Source organism: Pedobacter cryoconitis, assembly GCF_001590605.1.
GTDB classification, from domain to species: domain Bacteria; phylum Bacteroidota; class Bacteroidia; order Sphingobacteriales; family Sphingobacteriaceae; genus Pedobacter; species Pedobacter cryoconitis_A.
In genome coordinates this window covers 4075676-4092579 of record NZ_CP014504.1, presented here as the reverse complement: position 1 = coordinate 4092579, position 16904 = coordinate 4075676, and the positions used below count along the sequence as shown (strand labels likewise).

Genomic DNA, 16904 nt, shown 5'->3' with positions numbered 1-16904 from the left:
TTCATTTTAGTTATAGTTACCCATTTTATGAAGCGTATATTTTTAAGGTTATTAGTTTTTAGTGTTGGAATAAGTGGAGCTGCTGCTCAACAGAAAGGTTTTACAATCAAGGGAGAAATCAAAGGTCTCCATGGACCTGCAAAAGTGTATTTGGATTCTTATCAAGCTAAAATACTGGATTCAGCAGTTGTAAATAATGGCATCTTTCAATTTAAAGGCATTGCAAAAAAGCCAGGACTCGCTTACTTAAGTTTAGACAGATACGGTGTTGGAAAAGATAGTATTGGTCTGGAAAATAATACGGATGAGTTAGGTCTGTTTTTAGACAATTCTGAAATTAAAGTTACCGCTCAGGATTCTTTGATACGTGGTCAGGTTACCGGTTCAAAGATCAATGACGCGTATATGGCGTATAACAAGTTTATCGGAGGTACAGTCACTGCTGCTTATAAAAATTACAGGAACAGGATTTCTCCTTATTTGTGGCGTTCCTATCCATTTTTTAAAGAATTTGATGAATACATGCATCAATTCAAAGCAGCGCGCTTTGAAAAGCAGTTACAGTTTATCCATGAAAACCCTCAATCTTACTTTAGCCTGTACGCCCTGACTGATATTATTGATATGGGTTATGGAAAGAATATGAGCAAAACTGGTATTGCTTACAGGTCTATTGATGCGAAATTCCGGAATACACCAGAAGGGCAGCGTATCGGCAGACGCATTCAGACCATGAGCCAGGGTGCTGTCGGCACGCCTGCGCCAGACTTTACTTTATCTGATGTGAACGGCAAAGTGGTAAAGTTGTCTTCTTATCGCGGCAATTATGTGGTTCTGTATTTCTGGGTTACAGGTAATGACCTGATCAAAGCAGAAAACTATAAAATGATTAAAGCTGCCGGATTATATAAGCAGAAGAAATTTAAAATTATCAGTATTTCTTTAGATCCTGAAAAGAGAAAACAAACCTGGGCAAAAGAAGTGAAAGCAAATAAACTCCCATGGATACAGGTCTGGGGATTAAAATCCGGGTCACTCGTTACTTCAAAGCTTTATGGCACTCAGGGAACTCCGGCAAGTATTGTGATTGATCCTGATGGAATAATCGTCACCAGGGACTTAAATGGAGTCGAATTGCAATATCAGCTGGCTGAATATATGAAATAACAGAGATGTTATTAATGTATAGAAATGTTTAATACAAATAACTAATCCTTAATCCTGACTTAACATATCACCTCTATATTTGTGATGTAAATATTTGGTTAGTATTTATCAAGTTTAGGTTTAGTTGATAACAAAATAGCCCGGGTGGATGTCCGGGCTATTTGTTTTTAAAAGTTTTTACCAATTTTCTCCAGCATCTCTGGTGGGATACTTTGCATATCCACCACGAGGAATCCATCCAGACAATCTGAAAATTTCGGATCTATATTAAAGCAGATAATCTTCGCATTGAGGTTAAGGTATTGTCTTAACAACACAGGGATTTTAATATGCGTATTTTCAATATCAGATATCAAGACATCAAGATCTTTTAAAGAATCACTACTTTCAATTAGCAGGTCTTTATCAATCGCTGATAAATCTGCCTTGAATTTATTTCTTGGTCTTACATATTGTCCCAACTCATAATCAAAGTGATTCTTGGTAATGAAATCAACAATCAATGATTTAGAGAACTTAGAAAAGTTATTGCTGATACTAACCGGGCCAAACATATAACGGTACTGCGGATTATCTAAAAGATATTTTAAGATACCTTTCCATAGCAAGAACAACGGTAATGCTTTTTGCTGATATTCTTTTCGGATCCATGAACGTCCCAGTTCAATCCCCTGTCTTAATACAGGATAGAATGGATCTCTTATTTTAAAGAGCTCAGAAAGATAAAATCCTCTTTTGCCTAAAGTATTCAGAATCTCGTCTCCCTTACCAATCCGGTAAGCACCAACGATGTTTTTCTGATCTACATCCCAGATGAATAAGTGGTGATAATAAATATCATAATTATCAAGGTCTATCTTTTTATTAGAACCTTCGCCGACTTCTCTGAAAGTTATTTCTCTTAATCGGCCTATTTCCCTTAATATATTTGGAATATTAGCTGAAGGGGTAATGTATACTTCATAATTTTTCTCCGTCCACACCCTGTATGTTTCCAGCTGTTCAATTTCCTCCACAATACTTGCTCTTGGAGTTTCTTCAATAATTGGCTCCGGAGTCTTCTTGATTTTGAAAAGATTAATTGGATTGAACAATTTCTTTTCCTGTTCTATACTTGTACCAAGGGCATAAGTACGTGCACGTAAAAAATCAAGTAATTTATTAGTGTTGTTGCGGTAAGAAATATCTTCGATATGAATGGGTTTCCCTATTCTGACTTTTATTTTCAGTCCTTGTTTATTCAGGAATTCTGAAGGTAATTTCGCCGTACGCAGGGTAGGGTGAATAAAACTCAGGATATTGAACAATACCCCATTATTGCCATGGAAATAAATTGGGACTACTGGTACTTTTGCACGGGCGATAAGCTTTCCAACTACAGGATGCCATAAGCGGTCTGTAATTTCTTGTTTGTCCAGGCTAAAGGTTGAGACTTCACCTGCAGGGAAGATTCCAATAGGTACCCCGTTCTGCAATAGATCAAATGTTGCTTTTAATCCGCTGATGCTTGAAGAGTGCTGTACATTTTCAAAAGGATTAACGGCAACAAAAAACTCATTTAAATTAGGGATTTTCTGAAGGATAAAATTTACCATTACTTTAGCTTCCGGGCGCACAGTACATAATAGTTTAACCAATGCAAGTCCTTCTATCCCGCCATATGGATGGTTTGCAATCGCAATAAAACCACCTGTCTTTGGAATATTTCTCAGGTCATCTTCATCGAAATCAATTGACACCCCTATAGTTTCCAGTATTTTATCTACAAACTCCAAACCATTGAAATGCTGGTTTTGAGAGAAAACTTTATTAATATCGTTCAATTTCATGACTTCCATCAGTAAATCTGCAAGTCCCGGAACACCGAGTTTATCAATTTTAGTAGCCTTTGCAAATTCTTTGGTTGTTATGATCTTCATATTTGTTTTTAAAAGGGGAGAATTGAGAGCATATTTGCGATAGACAGCTAAATATGTTCCTGAATCAATCTCAAAAATAAGATTTATATTTTTAGAAAAGTTTAAAATTTATCTGATAGCACGTTTAGGCTTCCTTTTTGCCGTCATAATTGCCTCATCTTATTGGAAAATAAGCGAAAGAAGAATTTTATTCAGAAAGTTAACCAGGTTCCTGAATAAGGGAAGTACATTGAGCGGAGATGAAAAAGTGGTTAAGTTCGTATTTCAATTTCTCCAGGCGGGAGTATAATGGCTTGCTGGCTATGGTTGTGCTGATCTTACTGATCAGGGCGATTCCTGTTATTGATATCTTCTTTTTTCCGGAGCAGGTAGATCCGGAGACAGAAAGATCAGCCATCAATAAATTAATCCTGATGAAATCGGAAAAGGAGAACGCAGTCAAACAGCAGAAGCTGACAACTCCGGCACTTCAATCAGCCCTTTTTAATTTTGACCCTAATCTGATTGATACAGATGATTGGCAGCGGTTAGGTTTATCGGCAAAACAGGCTGGTGTAATGACCAGGTATAAAGAGAAGGGAGGCAGGTATTTTAAAAAAGAAGATCTGCAGAAGATGTATGTCATCAGTCCGGAAATGTATGAAAAGCTTATACCTTATATAAGTATCGGGCCGGAACACGACAGGCAGCAACAGCGGCAGAATCCTGAATATCCTGCGAAACGTTATCCTGCACAGCAGAAATTTGTATTTATACCATTGAATACTGCTGATACTTTGCAATTGATGGAGGTCAGGGGAGTTGGACCGGCATTTGCCAGAAGGATTTTCAATTACCGGCAGCGTCTTGGTGGGTTTTATAAAAAGGAACAGCTGCTGGAGGTATATGGGCTGGATAGTTTAAAGTATGCTGAGATTAAAGATCAGCTTAGTCTGGACGATCAGGCACTGACCAGAATTAACCTCAATACTGCATTGTTTGATGATTTGAAAAATCACCCCTATTTAAAGTATAAACAGGTCAATGCAATCATTCAGTTTCGAAAACAACACGGAAATTATGGTAATATTGCAGACTTAAGAAAGGTGGCAATATTATCTGCTGAAACTATAGAGAAGCTGGCCCCTTATATTTCTTTTTAATCATGACAATGGAAACAAAAATAAAACAGATTGTACGCGATGTAAACGATTTTCCGAAACCAGGTATCGTTTTTAAAGACATTACACCAATTTTAAAAGATGCAGTTTTATGCGGCGAAATTACTACAGCCCTTGCCATGCAGCTTTCAGCAGTTAAGATTGATGTGGTTGCCGGAATTGAAAGCAGAGGTTTTCTGTTTGGAATGGCTTTGGCAAATTTGCTGAATGTTCCTTTTGTACCGATCAGAAAAGCGGGGAAATTGCCACACAAAACTATTCAGCAGTCTTACGACCTGGAATATGGCAGTGCTACACTCGAAGTACATGAAGATGCTATTCTGCCAGGACAGCATGTGCTGATCCATGATGATTTGTTAGCTACGGGTGGTACTGTGGTTGCTGCTTCTAAGCTGATTCAGAAACTGGATGCGGTAGTTGCAGGTTACTCGTTTATCATTGCACTCGGTTTTTTAAATGGAAAAGACAGACTAAAAGCCTTTTCTGAGAACAATTTCGCATTAGCCTCTTATTAATCTGCTGAAATAGTTAAAAAAAAAATGCTGCTGTTTTAGGGCTTCAGTTCTTATGCTATACTGTAAAATGAACTAAATACTGTTTCGTTCTGTTTCCGGGCAAATATTCAACTGCTTGTTTGGGCTTATATTCTCTATACTTGCCGTATTCAAATATAAAACATGCAAGAAACGTTAGCACAAAATACAGGGTTCAATTTTAGTACTTCAGAGAATCAGTTGATGATCAGAAGCATGGTTAAAGATTTCACGGAAAAGAATATCCGTCCTCATGTAATGGAATGGGACGAAGCACAGACTTTTCCTGTTGAGGTTTTCAAGAAATTGGGTGAGCTGGGAATGATGGGTGTACTCGTGCCTGAAATTTACGGTGGATCAGGATTCGGTTACCAGGAATATGTAGACGTAATTGTCGAAGTAGCCAAGGTTTGCGGATCTATAGGTTTATCGCTTGCTGCACACAATTCTTTATGTACAGGTCATATCCTTGCATTTGGAACGGAAGAACAAAAAATGATGTGGCTGCCTAAACTGGCAACCGCCGAATGGATTGGTGCATGGGGATTAACAGAAGCGAATACCGGATCTGATGCACTGAGAATGATGACTACTGCCACATTGGATGGTGATCATTATGTGTTGAATGGCGCGAAAAACTGGATTACCCATGGTAAATCAGGCGATATCGCTGTAGTGATGGTAAGAACAGGTGAAAAAGGGGATTCTAAAGGTATTTCTGCGATTGTGGTAGAACGCGGAACTCCGGGCTTTTCAGCTGGTAAAAAAGAAAATAAGTTAGGGATGCGTGCATCTGAGACTACAGAAATGATATTTGATAACTGCCGTGTACCAGTAGCTAATTTATTGGGCAATGTAGGTGAAGGCTTTAAACAGGCTATGAAAGTGCTGGATGGTGGAAGAATTTCTATTGCTGCATTGTCATTGGGTATTGCTAAAGGTGCTTATGAAGCAGCATTGGCCTATGCTCAGGAAAGACACCAGTTCGGACAGCCAATTTCAAGTTTCCAGGCCATCAGTTTTAAACTGGCTGATATGGCTACTGAGATTGAAGCAGCTGAATTGTTAATCAGACAATCTGCCGATTTAAAGAACCGTGGTCAGAAAATGACTAAAGAGTCTGCTATGGCAAAATACTTTGCCTCAGAGGTTGCTGTAAGGGCTGCTACTGAAGCTGTACAGATCTTTGGTGGTTATGGGTATACGAAAGACTTCCCGGTAGAGAAGTTTTACCGTGACAGCAAGTTATGTACAATCGGGGAGGGGACTTCGGAGATCCAGAAAATTGTAATTGCGAGAGAAATCTTAAATAAATAATAACAGCCTAAACCTAAAAAAGCTGTTTAAATACAATACGACATATTCTAACCAAATATATTTTACCAATCCAGTAGGCGAAAGCATACTGGATTTTTTTGTGCTTGTTTTATAAGGTTTTATGTTCTACCTTTGCAATCCTTAAAACAACGAGAGGAGGTATTTTAACGTTATGATCATAATTAATATTAAAGACGGCGAATCACTTGATAAAGCCCTTAAACGTTTCAAAAAGAAATTTGAAAAAACTGGTGTATTGAGAGAACTACGTAGCCGTCAGGCATACGAGAAAAAATCTGTAGCTCGTCGTACATTAGTTAAGCACGCGATTTATAAAGAAAATATGCACTTAGAAGGAAAGATTTAATTCTTCCCCTTTTAATTTTAAATATTTTAAAGCGCCGCTGGATTTTTCCGGTGGCGCTTTCTTTTTAGGTAGTAATTCCGTACATTGACTTTTATAGCGCCTGTTTTAATTTAAAACAGGCGCTAAAAGGATAATAATTGTAATTAATGTCAGTAGAATCCTACTTAAACTACCTTCAGCACGAGAAGCGCTATTCTCCACACACTGTACTCGCCTATAGAACGGACCTGGTACAGTTTAATGAATATATTGAACAAACTTATGAGATGCAGCCTGAAGAGGCTAAATATGTACATATAAGGGACTATATTGTTCACCTGATGGAAGATAAAGTTGGGTCCAACTCTATTGGCAGAAAATTATCAAGCTTGCGGGGGTTCTATAAATATCTTTATCGCCAGAAAATTATCTCCACCAGTCCAATGTCATTAATCAAAGCTCCTAAAACACCTGAGCGGTTGCCGGTGTTTATAGAGGAACAGAAGCTGGACCACCTGCTGGACTCAGGAGAGTTCTTTGACGCGACTTTTTCTTCTGTTCGTGATAAAATGGTCATTGAAGTGCTTTTCGGGACAGGGATGCGCTTAGCAGAGCTTTTAGGTTTGAAAGAAACAGACATTGATTTTTACCAGGAATCTGTCAAGGTTTTGGGGAAAAGAAAAAAAGAAAGAATTATTCCTGTGACCAAACAACTTATTAATCAGCTTAAAGAGTATATTGAGTTGAAATCGTTACAGAAATTTAATAACAAAACGGATGACTTGTTCGTTACTAATAAAGGAACAGCAGTTTACCCGGTCTTTATTTATAAGATTGTAAAAAGTTATTTGACATATATATCCACACAGGATAAAAAAAGTCCCCATGTATTACGGCACTCGTATGCAACAAGCCTGCTGAACAGGGGAGCAGATTTAAATGCGATCAAGGAATTACTTGGACATGCCAGCTTAGCGGCCACCCAGGTATACACGCATAATTCTATAGAAAGATTAAAATCAATATATAAACAGGCCCATCCAAAGGCATAAAAAAAGGAGGACAACATGAAAATTACAGTTCAATCAATCCATTTCAATGCAGATCACAAATTATTAGACTTTATTCAAAAGAAAGTTGACAAGCTGGAACAGTTCCACGACCAGATCATAAGTGGGGAAGTTTATTTAAAATTGGAGAATGTAGACGATGAGGCTAACAAAATAAGTGAGATCAAACTGATGGTTCCTGGTGGAATTTTATTCGCAAAGGAGCAATGCAAGTCTTTCGAAGAAGCGACAGATTTGTCAATTGAGTCGTTAAAAAAGCAAATAACAAAACATAAAGAAAAAAACAGAATAAAAGTTTCTGAGTTTAAGGCCGTATTAAATGCCGATGAAGTGTCTGATTATTAGGTATCTATTTTTGGAAATTTTAAATATAAAACCAGCAGAATACAGTCTGCTGGTTTTTTTTTCAAAATAGTTTTGCAACTATAAAATATTCTTGTAGATTTGCATTCCAATTCGGAACAGGGGTTAACCCATAAAGAGTTGGTTTGTTCTGTGAATGTTTAATAAATAATAATAAGCCTCCTTAGCTCAGCTGGTAGAGCAACTGACTTGTAATCAGTAGGTCATTGGTTCGATCCCGATAGGAGGCTCTTTTAAACCCGCATTTAAGATGTGGCGGTTTAGGAGGAATGGGGGGATACCAGAGTGGCCAAATGGGACAGACTGTAACTCTGTTGTCGCGAGACTTCGAAGGTTCGAATCCTTCTCCCCCCACTTTATAATAATAAAAGCGAAAGTAGCTCAGTTGGTAGAGCGATAGCCTTCCAAGCTATAGGTCGCGAGTTCGAACCTCGTCTTTCGCTCTTGATTCAAAGAGCAGTCGGCATAATGGTCACAGTTTAAATGCCGGACCGGTATTGAAGATTGTGAAGAGAATAAAAAAGCCGACGTAGCTCAGCGGTAGAGCACTTCCTTGGTAAGGAAGAGGTCATGGGTTCAAGTCCCATCGTTGGCTCAGGAATAAAGATAAAAAAGCTTTGTTAAATCTGGCATTATGCTCAGAATGAACAAGGTTTTTTGTATTGAATTGTATCAAAACAATAATTAAAAATAAAAGTTAACCTACTAATAAGTATAAAAACATGGCAAAAGAAAAGTTTGACCGCAGCAAGCCGCACTTAAACATCGGCACTATCGGTCACGTTGACCACGGTAAAACAACCTTAACAGCAGCTATCACTAAAGTGTTATCTGATGCTGGTTTATCTGAGGCGCGTTCATTTGATTCGATTGACTCTGCTCCAGAGGAAAAAGAAAGAGGTATCACTATTAACACTGCACACGTTGAGTATTCAACTGCTAACCGTCACTATGCTCACGTTGACTGTCCAGGTCACGCGGATTACGTGAAAAACATGGTTACAGGTGCGGCGCAAATGGATGGTGCTATTATCGTTGTAGCGGCTACAGATGGTCCTATGCCACAAACTCGTGAGCACATTCTATTGGCTCGTCAGGTAGGTGTACCTTCATTGGTGGTTTTCATGAACAAAGTGGATATGGTTGATGATCCTGAATTACTAGAATTAGTAGAGATGGAAGTTCGTGAATTATTATCTTTCTATGATTTCCCAGGTGATGATATCCCAGTTATTCAAGGTTCTGCTTTAGGTGGATTGAATGGCGATGAGAAATGGGTTGGTAAAATCATGGAATTAATGGATGCTGTAGATAGCTACATTCCAATCCCTCCACGTTTGACTGAACTTCCTTTCTTAATGCCTGTTGAAGATGTATTCTCGATCACTGGTCGTGGTACTGTTGCAACTGGTCGTATTGAGCGTGGTGTAATCAACTCTGGAGATCCTGTTGAGATCTTGGGTATGGGTGCAGAAAATCTTAAATCAACTGTAACAGGTGTTGAGATGTTCCGTAAGATCCTTGATTATGGTGAAGCAGGTGATAACGTAGGTTTATTGTTACGTGGTATTGAGAAAACTGATATCCGTCGTGGTATGGTTATCTGTAAACCAGGTTCTGTAACTCCTCACACAGATTTCAAAGCTGAGATCTATGTATTATCAAAAGCTGAAGGTGGACGTCACACTCCATTCTTTAACAAATACCGTCCGCAATTCTATTTCCGTACCACAGACGTTACTGGAGAGATCACTCTTCAAGAAGGAACTGAAATGGTTATGCCAGGTGATAACGTTACAATCAATGTTAAATTGATCAACGCAATCGCAATGGAAAAAGGACTTCGTTTCGCTATCCGTGAAGGTGGTAGAACAGTAGGTGCTGGTCAGGTAACTGAAATTGTAAAATAATTACTTAACCGTCCTTCGGGTCGCTAAGCAATTAAATAATAATACAAAGTGCCCGGACGTCATAGTCTGGGTACTTTGTTCTAACAAATGTTTGTATTAACCTTCAGAGGTTGATTCTTATACACGGGAATAGTTCAACGGTAGAATAGAGGTCTCCAAAACCTTTGATCAGGGTTCGAATCCTTGTTCCCGTGCAAAAACTTAGATATGGCTAGCATAGTTCAATTTATTAAAGAATCGTATGAGGAAATGACCCAGAAGGTTACCTGGCCTACATGGGGAGAATTGCAAAATTCTGCAGTGCTGGTTTTGGTAGCTTCGTTTATTATTGCAGTGGTTATCTTTGCAATGGATAAGGGATCTACTTTTGTGCTAGATACTTTTTATAAATCACTTTCTAATTAATAGAACTAAATGAACGATCAGCTAAAATGGTATGTAGTTAGGGCGGTAAGCGGAAAAGAGAAGAAGGTAAAACAATACATCGATTCAGAGATCAGTCGTTTAGGTTTTTCTCATCTCGTTCCGCAGGTATTAATCCCTATGGAAAAATACTACCAGATGAAAGAAGGAAAGAAGATTGCAAAAGAGCGCAACTTTTATCCTGGTTATGTTTTGATTGAAGCAACTTTGGACGGTGAGTTAGAGCACATTATCAAAAATGTGAACAGCGTAATCGGTTTCTTAGGGGATAAAGGTGGAAACCCGGTTCCAATGCGTCAGGCAGAAGTTAACCGTATCCTGGGTAAAGTAGATGAAATGAGTCAGCAGGGTGAGACTATGAATGTAGCTTATTATGTTGGTGAGAACGTTAAAGTAATGGACGGTCCTTTCAATGGCTTTACTGGTGTGATTGAAGAGGTTAACGAAGAAAAGAAAAAACTAAAAGTAATGGTTAAGATTTTCGGAAGAAAAACTCCACTGGAGCTTAACTATATGCAAGTAGAAAAAGAATAGAATAAAGATCTTAAATGTTACATGCTTCCAACATTTTAACATTGAGTATTACAATTAACAAATCAGAAAATGGCAAAAGAAGTCAGTGCGCTTGTTAAATTACAAATCAAAGGAGGAGCTGCAAATCCATCACCACCAGTAGGACCTGCATTAGGTGCTAAAGGTGTTAATATCATGGAATTTTGCAAGCAATTTAATGCTCGTACCCAAGATAAGCCTGGTAAAGTATTACCTGTTGTAATTACTGTTTATGCTGACAAGTCTTTCGAATTTATCATCAAAACCCCGCCGGTTGCTATCCAGTTAAAGGATGCTACTAAATTAGCGAGTGGTTCTGCTGAGCCCAACCGTAAGAAAGTTGGTTCGGTGACTTGGGATCAGGTTAAGTCAATTGCTGAAGATAAAATGACTGATTTAAATGCATTCACTATCGAGTCGGCAATGAGTATGGTTGCCGGTACAGCACGCAGTATGGGAATCACCGTTAGCGGCGATGCACCCTGGACAAATTAATTAACAAAAAACAGTTTACAACAGTGGCTAAATTAACAAAAAATCAAAAAAAGGCACATGCTAAACTAGAATCTGGTAAAACGTATTCTTTACAGGATGCGGCTGCTTTGGTAAAAGAAATCACGACTACTAAATTTGATGCTTCGGTTGATATCGACATCGCTTTAGGTGTTGATCCGCGTAAAGCGAATCAAATGGTCCGTGGTATCGCTACTTTACCACACGGTACAGGTAAAACTGTACGTGTATTAGTTCTTTGTAATCCTGATAAGGAAGACGAAGCTAAAGCGGCAGGTGCAGATTTCGTAGGTTTAGACGAATATGTTGCCAAGATTGAAGGTGGATGGACTGATGTTGACATTATTATCACTACTCCTGCTTGTATGGCTAAAGTAGGTAAACTGGGCCGCGTTTTAGGTCCACGTAACCTTATGCCAAACCCAAAATCAGGTACTGTAACTAACGAAGTTGGTAAAGCAGTAACTGACGTAAAAGGCGGTAAGATTGATTTTAAAGTTGACAAAAGTGGTATCATTCATGCTTCGGTAGGAAAAGTATCATTCCCAGCAGAAAAAATATATGAAAATGCATTAGAAGTTCTTCAAGTAATTTCTAAGCTTAAACCATCTGCTGCTAAAGGAACTTATTTTAAGAGCATTCATGTTTCTTCTACAATGAGTCCTGGAATCGCAATCGAAACAAAATCAGTAGCAGGGATCTAATTATGAACAGAGAAGAAAAACACGAAGTAGTTTCGGCTCTTCAAGAGAAGATGCAGGACTTTGGCAATTTTTATATTGCTGATACATCAAGCTTATCTGTTGAGAAAATTAACAACATCCGTCGCAAATGTTTCGAAAGCGGTATTGAAATGCAGGTTGCTAAAAATACTTTGATCAGAAAAGCGATCGAAGGACTAGAAGGCGACAATTCAAGTATTTTTGAAGCATTAAAAGGCCAGTCAGCAATATTATTCTCAAGAACAGGTAATGGTCCGGCTAAGCTGATCAAAGCCTTGAGAAAAGGATCTGACAAACCACAGTTGAAAGCTGCGTTTATTGACACAGCAATCTATGTTGGAGATAATCATTTAGATGCATTAGTAAGCTTGAAATCAAGAGAAGAGCTTATTGGAGACATCATTGGCTTGCTACAATCGCCAGCTAAAAATGTTATTTCAGCACTTAAATCTAGTGGTGGTAAAATCGCAGGAATTGTTAAAACTCTTCAGGAAAGAGAAGGTTAAGGAACACCTTATAAGTTTCATATTATTATAAATTATTTTTCACGTCAAATTTTAAAAACTCTATAAAATGGCAGATTTAAAAGCGTTTGCTGAGCAATTAGTAAACTTAACAGTAAAAGAAGTTAACGAATTAGCTCAAATCCTTAAAGACGAGTATGGTATCGAACCAGCTGCTGCTGCAGTTGCTGTTGCAGGTCCTGCTGGTGATGCTGCTCCTGCAGCTGAAGAAAAATCTACTTTCGATGTTATCTTGAAAGAAGCTGGTGGTGCTAAATTAGCAGTTGTTAAGTTGGTTAAAGACTTAACTGGATTAGGTTTGAAAGAAGCTAAAGACTTAGTTGACGGTGCACCAAAAGAATTAAAAACTGGTGTTTCTAAAGACGAAGCTGAAGCTTTGAAAAAACAATTAGAAGAAGCTGGAGCTGTAGTTGAGATTAAGTAATCACTTAATTTTAATATAACTTTAAACATAGACTCCGACTGTACAGTCGGAGTCTATACCTGTTTATATACATTTCATCTAAGTTTGGTTGGTGAGATGTTCACGGCAAACCAAACAAATAGTTTATTCTTAAACTAAATTAACTTTAGTACCTTGGCAAATAAAGTCGACCAAAGAGTAAATTTTGCACGTAGTAAGCACATCATAGATTACCCGGATTTTCTAGATGTACAGTTGCAATCATTCAGAGAATTTTTCCAGATAGAAACTACTTCAGACAACCGTCACACAGAGGGCTTGTTTAAAGTATTTGCTGAAAACTTTCCAATCACTGATTCCAGAAATATTTTCGTTTTGGAATTCCTTGATTATTTTATTGACCCACCACGTTATGATATACCTGAGTGTATTGACCGTGGGTTAACTTATAGTGTTCCCTTAAAGGCAAAGTTGAAATTGTCTTGTAATGATGCGGAGCACGAAGATTTTGAAACTATCATTCAGGATGTATATCTGGGTACTATTCCATATATGACTCCTAAAGGTACATTCGTAATCAACGGTGCAGAGCGTGTAATTGTTTCTCAGTTACACAGGTCTCCAGGTGTGTTCTTCGGCCAGAGCCGTCACACTAACGGAACCAAGCTTTATTCTGCGCGTGTGATTCCTTTCAAAGGATCCTGGATCGAGTTTGCTACTGACGTAAATAACGTCATGTATGCTTATATCGACCGTAAGAAAAAATTCCCGGTTACCACACTTTTACGTGCAATTGGTTACGATTCTGATAAAGACATCCTTGAATTGTTTGACCTGGCTGATGAGGTTAAGGTTAGCAAATCTGGTTTGAAAAAATATATCGGACGTAAGCTTGCTGCGAGAGTTTTAAGAAAATGGGTTGAAGATTTTGTAGACGAAGATACTGGTGAAGTAGTTTCGATAGATCGTAACGAAGTGATCTTAGACAGGGATACTGTTTTAGAAGACGAGCATATTGATATGATCATTGACGCTGGCGTTAAAACTATTATCTTATCTAAAGATGATGGTGCTAGTCAGGCTGATTATACTATTATATATAATACATTACAAAAAGATACTTCAAACTCTGAAAAAGAGGCTGTTGAAAACATCTATCGTGCTTTGCGTAACGCAGAACCACCTGATGAGGAAACTGCAAGAGGTATCATTGAGCGTTTATTCTTCTCAGACAAACGTTATGACTTAGGAGATGTAGGTCGTTACCGCATCAACCGTAAGTTGAAGATGGATACTCCTGATCATGTTAAAGTATTAACAAAAGCAGATATTATTGCAATTGTTAAATACCTGATCAAATTAATCAACTCCAAAGAAGAGGTTGATGATATTGACCACTTGTCAAACCGTCGTGTACGTACAGTAGGTGAGCAGTTATATGCTCAGTTTGGTGTAGGTCTGGCGCGTATGGCGCGTACAATCCGTGAGCGGATGAACATTCGTGACAATGAGGTTTTCACACCAACAGACTTAATTAATGCCCGTACTTTATCGTCGGTTATTAACTCATTCTTTGGTACAAACCAGTTGTCACAGTTTATGGACCAGACAAATCCTCTTGCAGAGATTACGCACAAGCGTCGTCTTTCAGCATTAGGCCCAGGTGGGCTTTCCCGTGAAAGAGCTGGTTTCGAGGTGCGTGACGTTCACTATACCCACTACGGCAGGTTGTGTACGATTGAAACACCAGAGGGACCAAACATTGGTTTGATTTCATCTCTTTGTGTACATGCGAAGATCAATACATTAGGATTTATAGAAACGCCATACAAGATCGTAAGAGACGGTATCGTTGCTGTAGATGAAGATGTAATTTATCTTTCTGCAGAAGATGAAGATGGTAAAACTATCGCACAGGCAAACGCTGCTTATGATGATAAAGGTAATTTCACCACTGCACGTGTTAAAGCACGTTACGAGGGTGACTTCCCGATTATTGAGCCTGAGAAATTAGACTTAATGGACGTGGCACCTAATCAGATTACATCGATTGCTGCTTCATTGATTCCTTTCCTTGAGCATGATGATGCGAACAGGGCCCTGATGGGTTCCAACATGCAACGTCAGGCCGTACCATTGTTACGTCCTGAGGCTCCGATTGTTGGTACTGGTCTGGAAGGTCGTGTTGCACGTGACTCAAGAACATTGATCAATGCTGAAGGTGATGGTGTTGTTGAATATGTAGATGCTAACGAAATTACTATCAAATATGTAAGAAACGATGCAGATCGTTTAGTATCATTTGAAGGTGATAGCAAAACTTATAAATTAATTAAATTCAAGAAAACCAATCAGAATACTTGTATCAACTTAAAACCAATTGTTAAAAAAGGTCAGAAAGTTGTTAAAGGGCAGGTACTTTGTGAAGGTTATGCAACTGAAAATGGTGAACTTGCTTTAGGCAGGAACCTTAAAGTAGCGTTCATGCCTTGGCAGGGATATAACTTTGAGGATGCGATTGTAATCAGTGAACGTATTGTTCGTGAAGACATCTTTACTTCATTGCATATTGAAGAGTTTGAATTGGAAGTACGTGATACGAAACGTGGAGAAGAGGAATTAACACCAGATATCCCTAACGTTTCTGAAGAAGCTACTAAAGATTTAGATGAAAACGGTATCATTCGTATCGGTGCTGAGGTTAAAGAAGGCGATATCCTGATTGGTAAAATTACACCAAAAGGTGAGTCTGATCCTTCACCGGAAGAGAAATTATTACGCGCTATCTTTGGAGATAAAGCAGGTGATGTGAAAGATGCATCCCTGAAAACCCCTCCTTCGATCAGAGGTGTTGTAATTGATACTAAATTATTCTCAAGAGCTAAGAAAACTACTAAAGCTGAAGAAAAAGCAGCGATAGAGAAATTAGATAAGAGATATAATCTGGCTACAACCAATCTTAAAAATGAGTTGGTTGACAAATTGTTCCAGATTGTAAATGGTAAAACTTCTCAGGGTATTTTCAACGTTTACAAGGAATTATTATTCCCTAAAGGTGCTAAGTTCACTCAGAAAAGTTTAGCTGATCTTGAATTCGCTCACATTAATCCATACAAATGGACTACTGATGACGATAAAAATGATCAGATCAAAATTTTAATCCACAACTATGGTATCCGTGTAAATGAAGAACTGGGTGCATATAAACGTGATAAATTTGCCATCAGTGTTGGTGATGAATTGCCTTCAGGTATTGTGCAAATGGCTAAAGTTTATGTAGCTAAAAAACGTAAACTAAAAGTAGGGGATAAGATGGCTGGTCGTCACGGTAATAAGGGTATTGTTGCCCGTATCGTTCGTGATGAAGATATGCCGTTCCTTGATGATGGAACTCCTGTTGATATCGTGTTGAACCCACTGGGTGTACCTTCACGTATGAACCTTGGACAGATCTACGAAACTGTATTGGCATGGGCCGGTAAAGAATTGGGTGTGAAATTTGCAACTCCGATCTTTGATGGTGCCAAGCATGATGAAGTTGAAGCGTGGATCGCTAAAGCTGGTGTTCCTGCTTCAGGAAGAACCTATTTACATAATGGTTTAACAGGTGAGCGTTTCGACCAGCCAACTACAGTAGGTATTATCTACATGCTGAAATTGGGTCACATGGTTGATGATAAAATGCACGCCCGTTCAATCGGACCATATTCATTAATTACACAACAACCATTGGGTGGTAAAGCTCAATTCGGGGGTCAGCGTTTTGGTGAGATGGAGGTTTGGGCATTAGAAGCATTTGGTGCGGCTAATATTCTACAAGAGATCCTGACTGTGAAGTCTGATGATGTAATCGGTAGAGCCAAAACTTATGAAGCAATTGTAAAAGGCGAAAACCTGCCGACTCCAGGTGTACCGGAATCATTCAATGTACTGGTACATGAGCTGCGCGGATTAGGTTTAGATATTACGTTAGACTAATGTT

The 16904-nt window shown here is 38.6% G+C and carries 16 protein-coding genes and 5 tRNA genes; 20 read left to right on the top strand and 1 reads right to left on the bottom strand.

Annotated features, from left to right (window positions below; genetic code table 11):
* Nucleotides 1–27 precede the first annotated feature (27 nt).
* Nucleotides 28–1167: a redoxin domain-containing protein gene (locus tag AY601_RS16985; protein ID WP_068403200.1), complete on the top strand. Its 1140-nt coding sequence runs from the start codon at nt 28–30 to the stop codon at nt 1165–1167.
* 167 nt (nt 1168–1334) lie between these two features.
* Here the strand turns inward: AY601_RS16985 and AY601_RS16980 are convergent, their stop codons facing one another.
* Nucleotides 1335–3086 carry a lysophospholipid acyltransferase family protein gene (locus tag AY601_RS16980; RefSeq protein WP_068403198.1) on the bottom strand — a complete coding sequence of 584 codons (1752 nt, stop codon included), beginning with the start codon at nt 3084–3086 and terminating at the stop codon, nt 1335–1337.
* Between the two features lie 239 nt (nt 3087–3325).
* Here AY601_RS16980 and AY601_RS16975 point away from each other — a divergent pair, with 239 nt between their 5' ends.
* The 19 genes from AY601_RS16975 (at nt 3326) to rpoB (ending at nt 16900) form a co-directional block, all read left to right on the top strand.
* Entirely contained in the window at nt 3326–4228 is a 903-nt protein-coding gene (locus tag AY601_RS16975) for a ComEA family DNA-binding protein (RefSeq protein ID WP_068403196.1), read from the top strand.
* Nucleotides 4229–4230: 2 nt separating this feature from the next.
* A complete protein-coding gene (locus AY601_RS16970; RefSeq protein WP_068403194.1) occupies nt 4231–4761 on the top strand; it encodes an adenine phosphoribosyltransferase in 531 nt (176 codons plus the stop codon).
* A gap of 162 nt (nt 4762–4923) precedes the next feature.
* The gene (locus AY601_RS16965; RefSeq protein ID WP_068403192.1) at nt 4924–6096 is read left to right on the top strand and encodes an acyl-CoA dehydrogenase family protein; all 1173 of its coding nucleotides are present in this window, start codon (nt 4924–4926) and stop codon (nt 6094–6096) included.
* A 172-nt stretch (nt 6097–6268) separates the two neighbouring features.
* A complete protein-coding gene (gene rpsU / locus AY601_RS16960; RefSeq protein WP_041878250.1) occupies nt 6269–6463 on the top strand; it encodes a 30S ribosomal protein S21 in 195 nt (64 codons plus the stop codon).
* 146 nt (nt 6464–6609) lie between these two features.
* Nucleotides 6610–7494: a tyrosine-type recombinase/integrase gene (locus tag AY601_RS16955; protein ID WP_068403189.1), complete on the top strand. Its 885-nt coding sequence runs from the start codon at nt 6610–6612 to the stop codon at nt 7492–7494.
* A 15-nt stretch (nt 7495–7509) separates the two neighbouring features.
* The gene (hpf, locus tag AY601_RS16950) at nt 7510–7857 is read left to right on the top strand and encodes a ribosome hibernation-promoting factor, HPF/YfiA family (protein WP_068403188.1); all 348 of its coding nucleotides are present in this window, start codon (nt 7510–7512) and stop codon (nt 7855–7857) included.
* 175 nt (nt 7858–8032) lie between these two features.
* Nucleotides 8033–8105 (top strand) — tRNA-Thr (locus AY601_RS16945).
* Nucleotides 8106–8146: 41 nt separating this feature from the next.
* Nucleotides 8147–8229 (top strand) — tRNA-Tyr (locus tag AY601_RS16940).
* A 16-nt stretch (nt 8230–8245) separates the two neighbouring features.
* Nucleotides 8246–8318, top strand: a tRNA-Gly gene (locus tag AY601_RS16935).
* Between the two features lie 80 nt (nt 8319–8398).
* Nucleotides 8399–8470, top strand: a tRNA-Thr gene (locus AY601_RS16930).
* Between the two features lie 127 nt (nt 8471–8597).
* On the top strand, nt 8598–9785 hold the full coding sequence (tuf, locus tag AY601_RS16925) for an elongation factor Tu (protein WP_068403186.1): 1188 nt from the start codon (nt 8598–8600) through the stop codon (nt 9783–9785).
* A gap of 123 nt (nt 9786–9908) precedes the next feature.
* Nucleotides 9909–9979: transfer RNA gene (locus AY601_RS16920), tRNA-Trp, on the top strand.
* 13 nt (nt 9980–9992) lie between these two features.
* Entirely contained in the window at nt 9993–10190 is a 198-nt protein-coding gene (gene secE, locus AY601_RS16915) for a preprotein translocase subunit SecE (protein ID WP_068403184.1), read from the top strand.
* 9 nt (nt 10191–10199) lie between these two features.
* A complete protein-coding gene (gene nusG, locus AY601_RS16910; protein WP_041878241.1) occupies nt 10200–10742 on the top strand; it encodes a transcription termination/antitermination protein NusG in 543 nt (180 codons plus the stop codon).
* Between the two features lie 69 nt (nt 10743–10811).
* A complete protein-coding gene (gene rplK, locus AY601_RS16905) occupies nt 10812–11255 on the top strand; it encodes a 50S ribosomal protein L11 (protein ID WP_037443979.1) in 444 nt (147 codons plus the stop codon).
* A gap of 23 nt (nt 11256–11278) precedes the next feature.
* On the top strand, nt 11279–11977 hold the full coding sequence (gene rplA, locus AY601_RS16900; RefSeq protein ID WP_068403182.1) for a 50S ribosomal protein L1: 699 nt from the start codon (nt 11279–11281) through the stop codon (nt 11975–11977).
* 2 nt (nt 11978–11979) lie between these two features.
* Nucleotides 11980–12501 (top strand): 50S ribosomal protein L10, encoded by a 522-nt coding sequence (rplJ, locus tag AY601_RS16895; RefSeq protein ID WP_068403180.1) that lies wholly within the window; start codon nt 11980–11982, stop codon nt 12499–12501.
* Nucleotides 12502–12568: 67 nt separating this feature from the next.
* Complete coding sequence (rplL, locus tag AY601_RS16890) at nt 12569–12943, top strand: 50S ribosomal protein L7/L12 (protein ID WP_068403178.1); 375 nt, start codon at nt 12569–12571, stop codon at nt 12941–12943.
* 153 nt (nt 12944–13096) lie between these two features.
* Nucleotides 13097–16900, top strand: coding sequence for a DNA-directed RNA polymerase subunit beta (rpoB, locus tag AY601_RS16885; protein ID WP_068403176.1), 3804 nt, complete (start codon nt 13097–13099; stop codon nt 16898–16900).
* The last annotated feature ends 4 nt before the right edge of the window (nt 16901–16904 follow it).

Excerpts from the sequence above, each read along its gene's own strand:
- AY601_RS16985 (WP_068403200.1), top strand. The coding sequence starts at position 28 with ATGAAGCGTATATTTTTAAGGTTATTAGTTTTTAGTGTTGGAATAAGT.
- AY601_RS16980 (WP_068403198.1), bottom strand. The coding sequence starts at position 3,086 with ATGAAGATCATAACAACCAAAGAATTTGCAAAGGCTACTAAAATTGAT.
- AY601_RS16975 (WP_068403196.1), top strand. The coding sequence starts at position 3,326 with ATGAAAAAGTGGTTAAGTTCGTATTTCAATTTCTCCAGGCGGGAGTAT.
- AY601_RS16970 (WP_068403194.1), top strand. The coding sequence starts at position 4,231 with ATGACAATGGAAACAAAAATAAAACAGATTGTACGCGATGTAAACGAT.
- AY601_RS16965 (WP_068403192.1), top strand. The coding sequence starts at position 4,924 with ATGCAAGAAACGTTAGCACAAAATACAGGGTTCAATTTTAGTACTTCA.
- rpsU (WP_041878250.1), top strand. The coding sequence starts at position 6,269 with ATGATCATAATTAATATTAAAGACGGCGAATCACTTGATAAAGCCCTT.
- AY601_RS16955 (WP_068403189.1), top strand. The coding sequence starts at position 6,610 with ATGTCAGTAGAATCCTACTTAAACTACCTTCAGCACGAGAAGCGCTAT.
- hpf (WP_068403188.1), top strand. The coding sequence starts at position 7,510 with ATGAAAATTACAGTTCAATCAATCCATTTCAATGCAGATCACAAATTA.
- tuf (WP_068403186.1), top strand. The coding sequence starts at position 8,598 with ATGGCAAAAGAAAAGTTTGACCGCAGCAAGCCGCACTTAAACATCGGC.
- secE (WP_068403184.1), top strand. The coding sequence starts at position 9,993 with ATGGCTAGCATAGTTCAATTTATTAAAGAATCGTATGAGGAAATGACC.
- nusG (WP_041878241.1), top strand. The coding sequence starts at position 10,200 with ATGAACGATCAGCTAAAATGGTATGTAGTTAGGGCGGTAAGCGGAAAA.
- rplK (WP_037443979.1), top strand. The coding sequence starts at position 10,812 with ATGGCAAAAGAAGTCAGTGCGCTTGTTAAATTACAAATCAAAGGAGGA.
- rplJ (WP_068403180.1), top strand. The coding sequence starts at position 11,980 with ATGAACAGAGAAGAAAAACACGAAGTAGTTTCGGCTCTTCAAGAGAAG.
- rplL (WP_068403178.1), top strand. The coding sequence starts at position 12,569 with ATGGCAGATTTAAAAGCGTTTGCTGAGCAATTAGTAAACTTAACAGTA.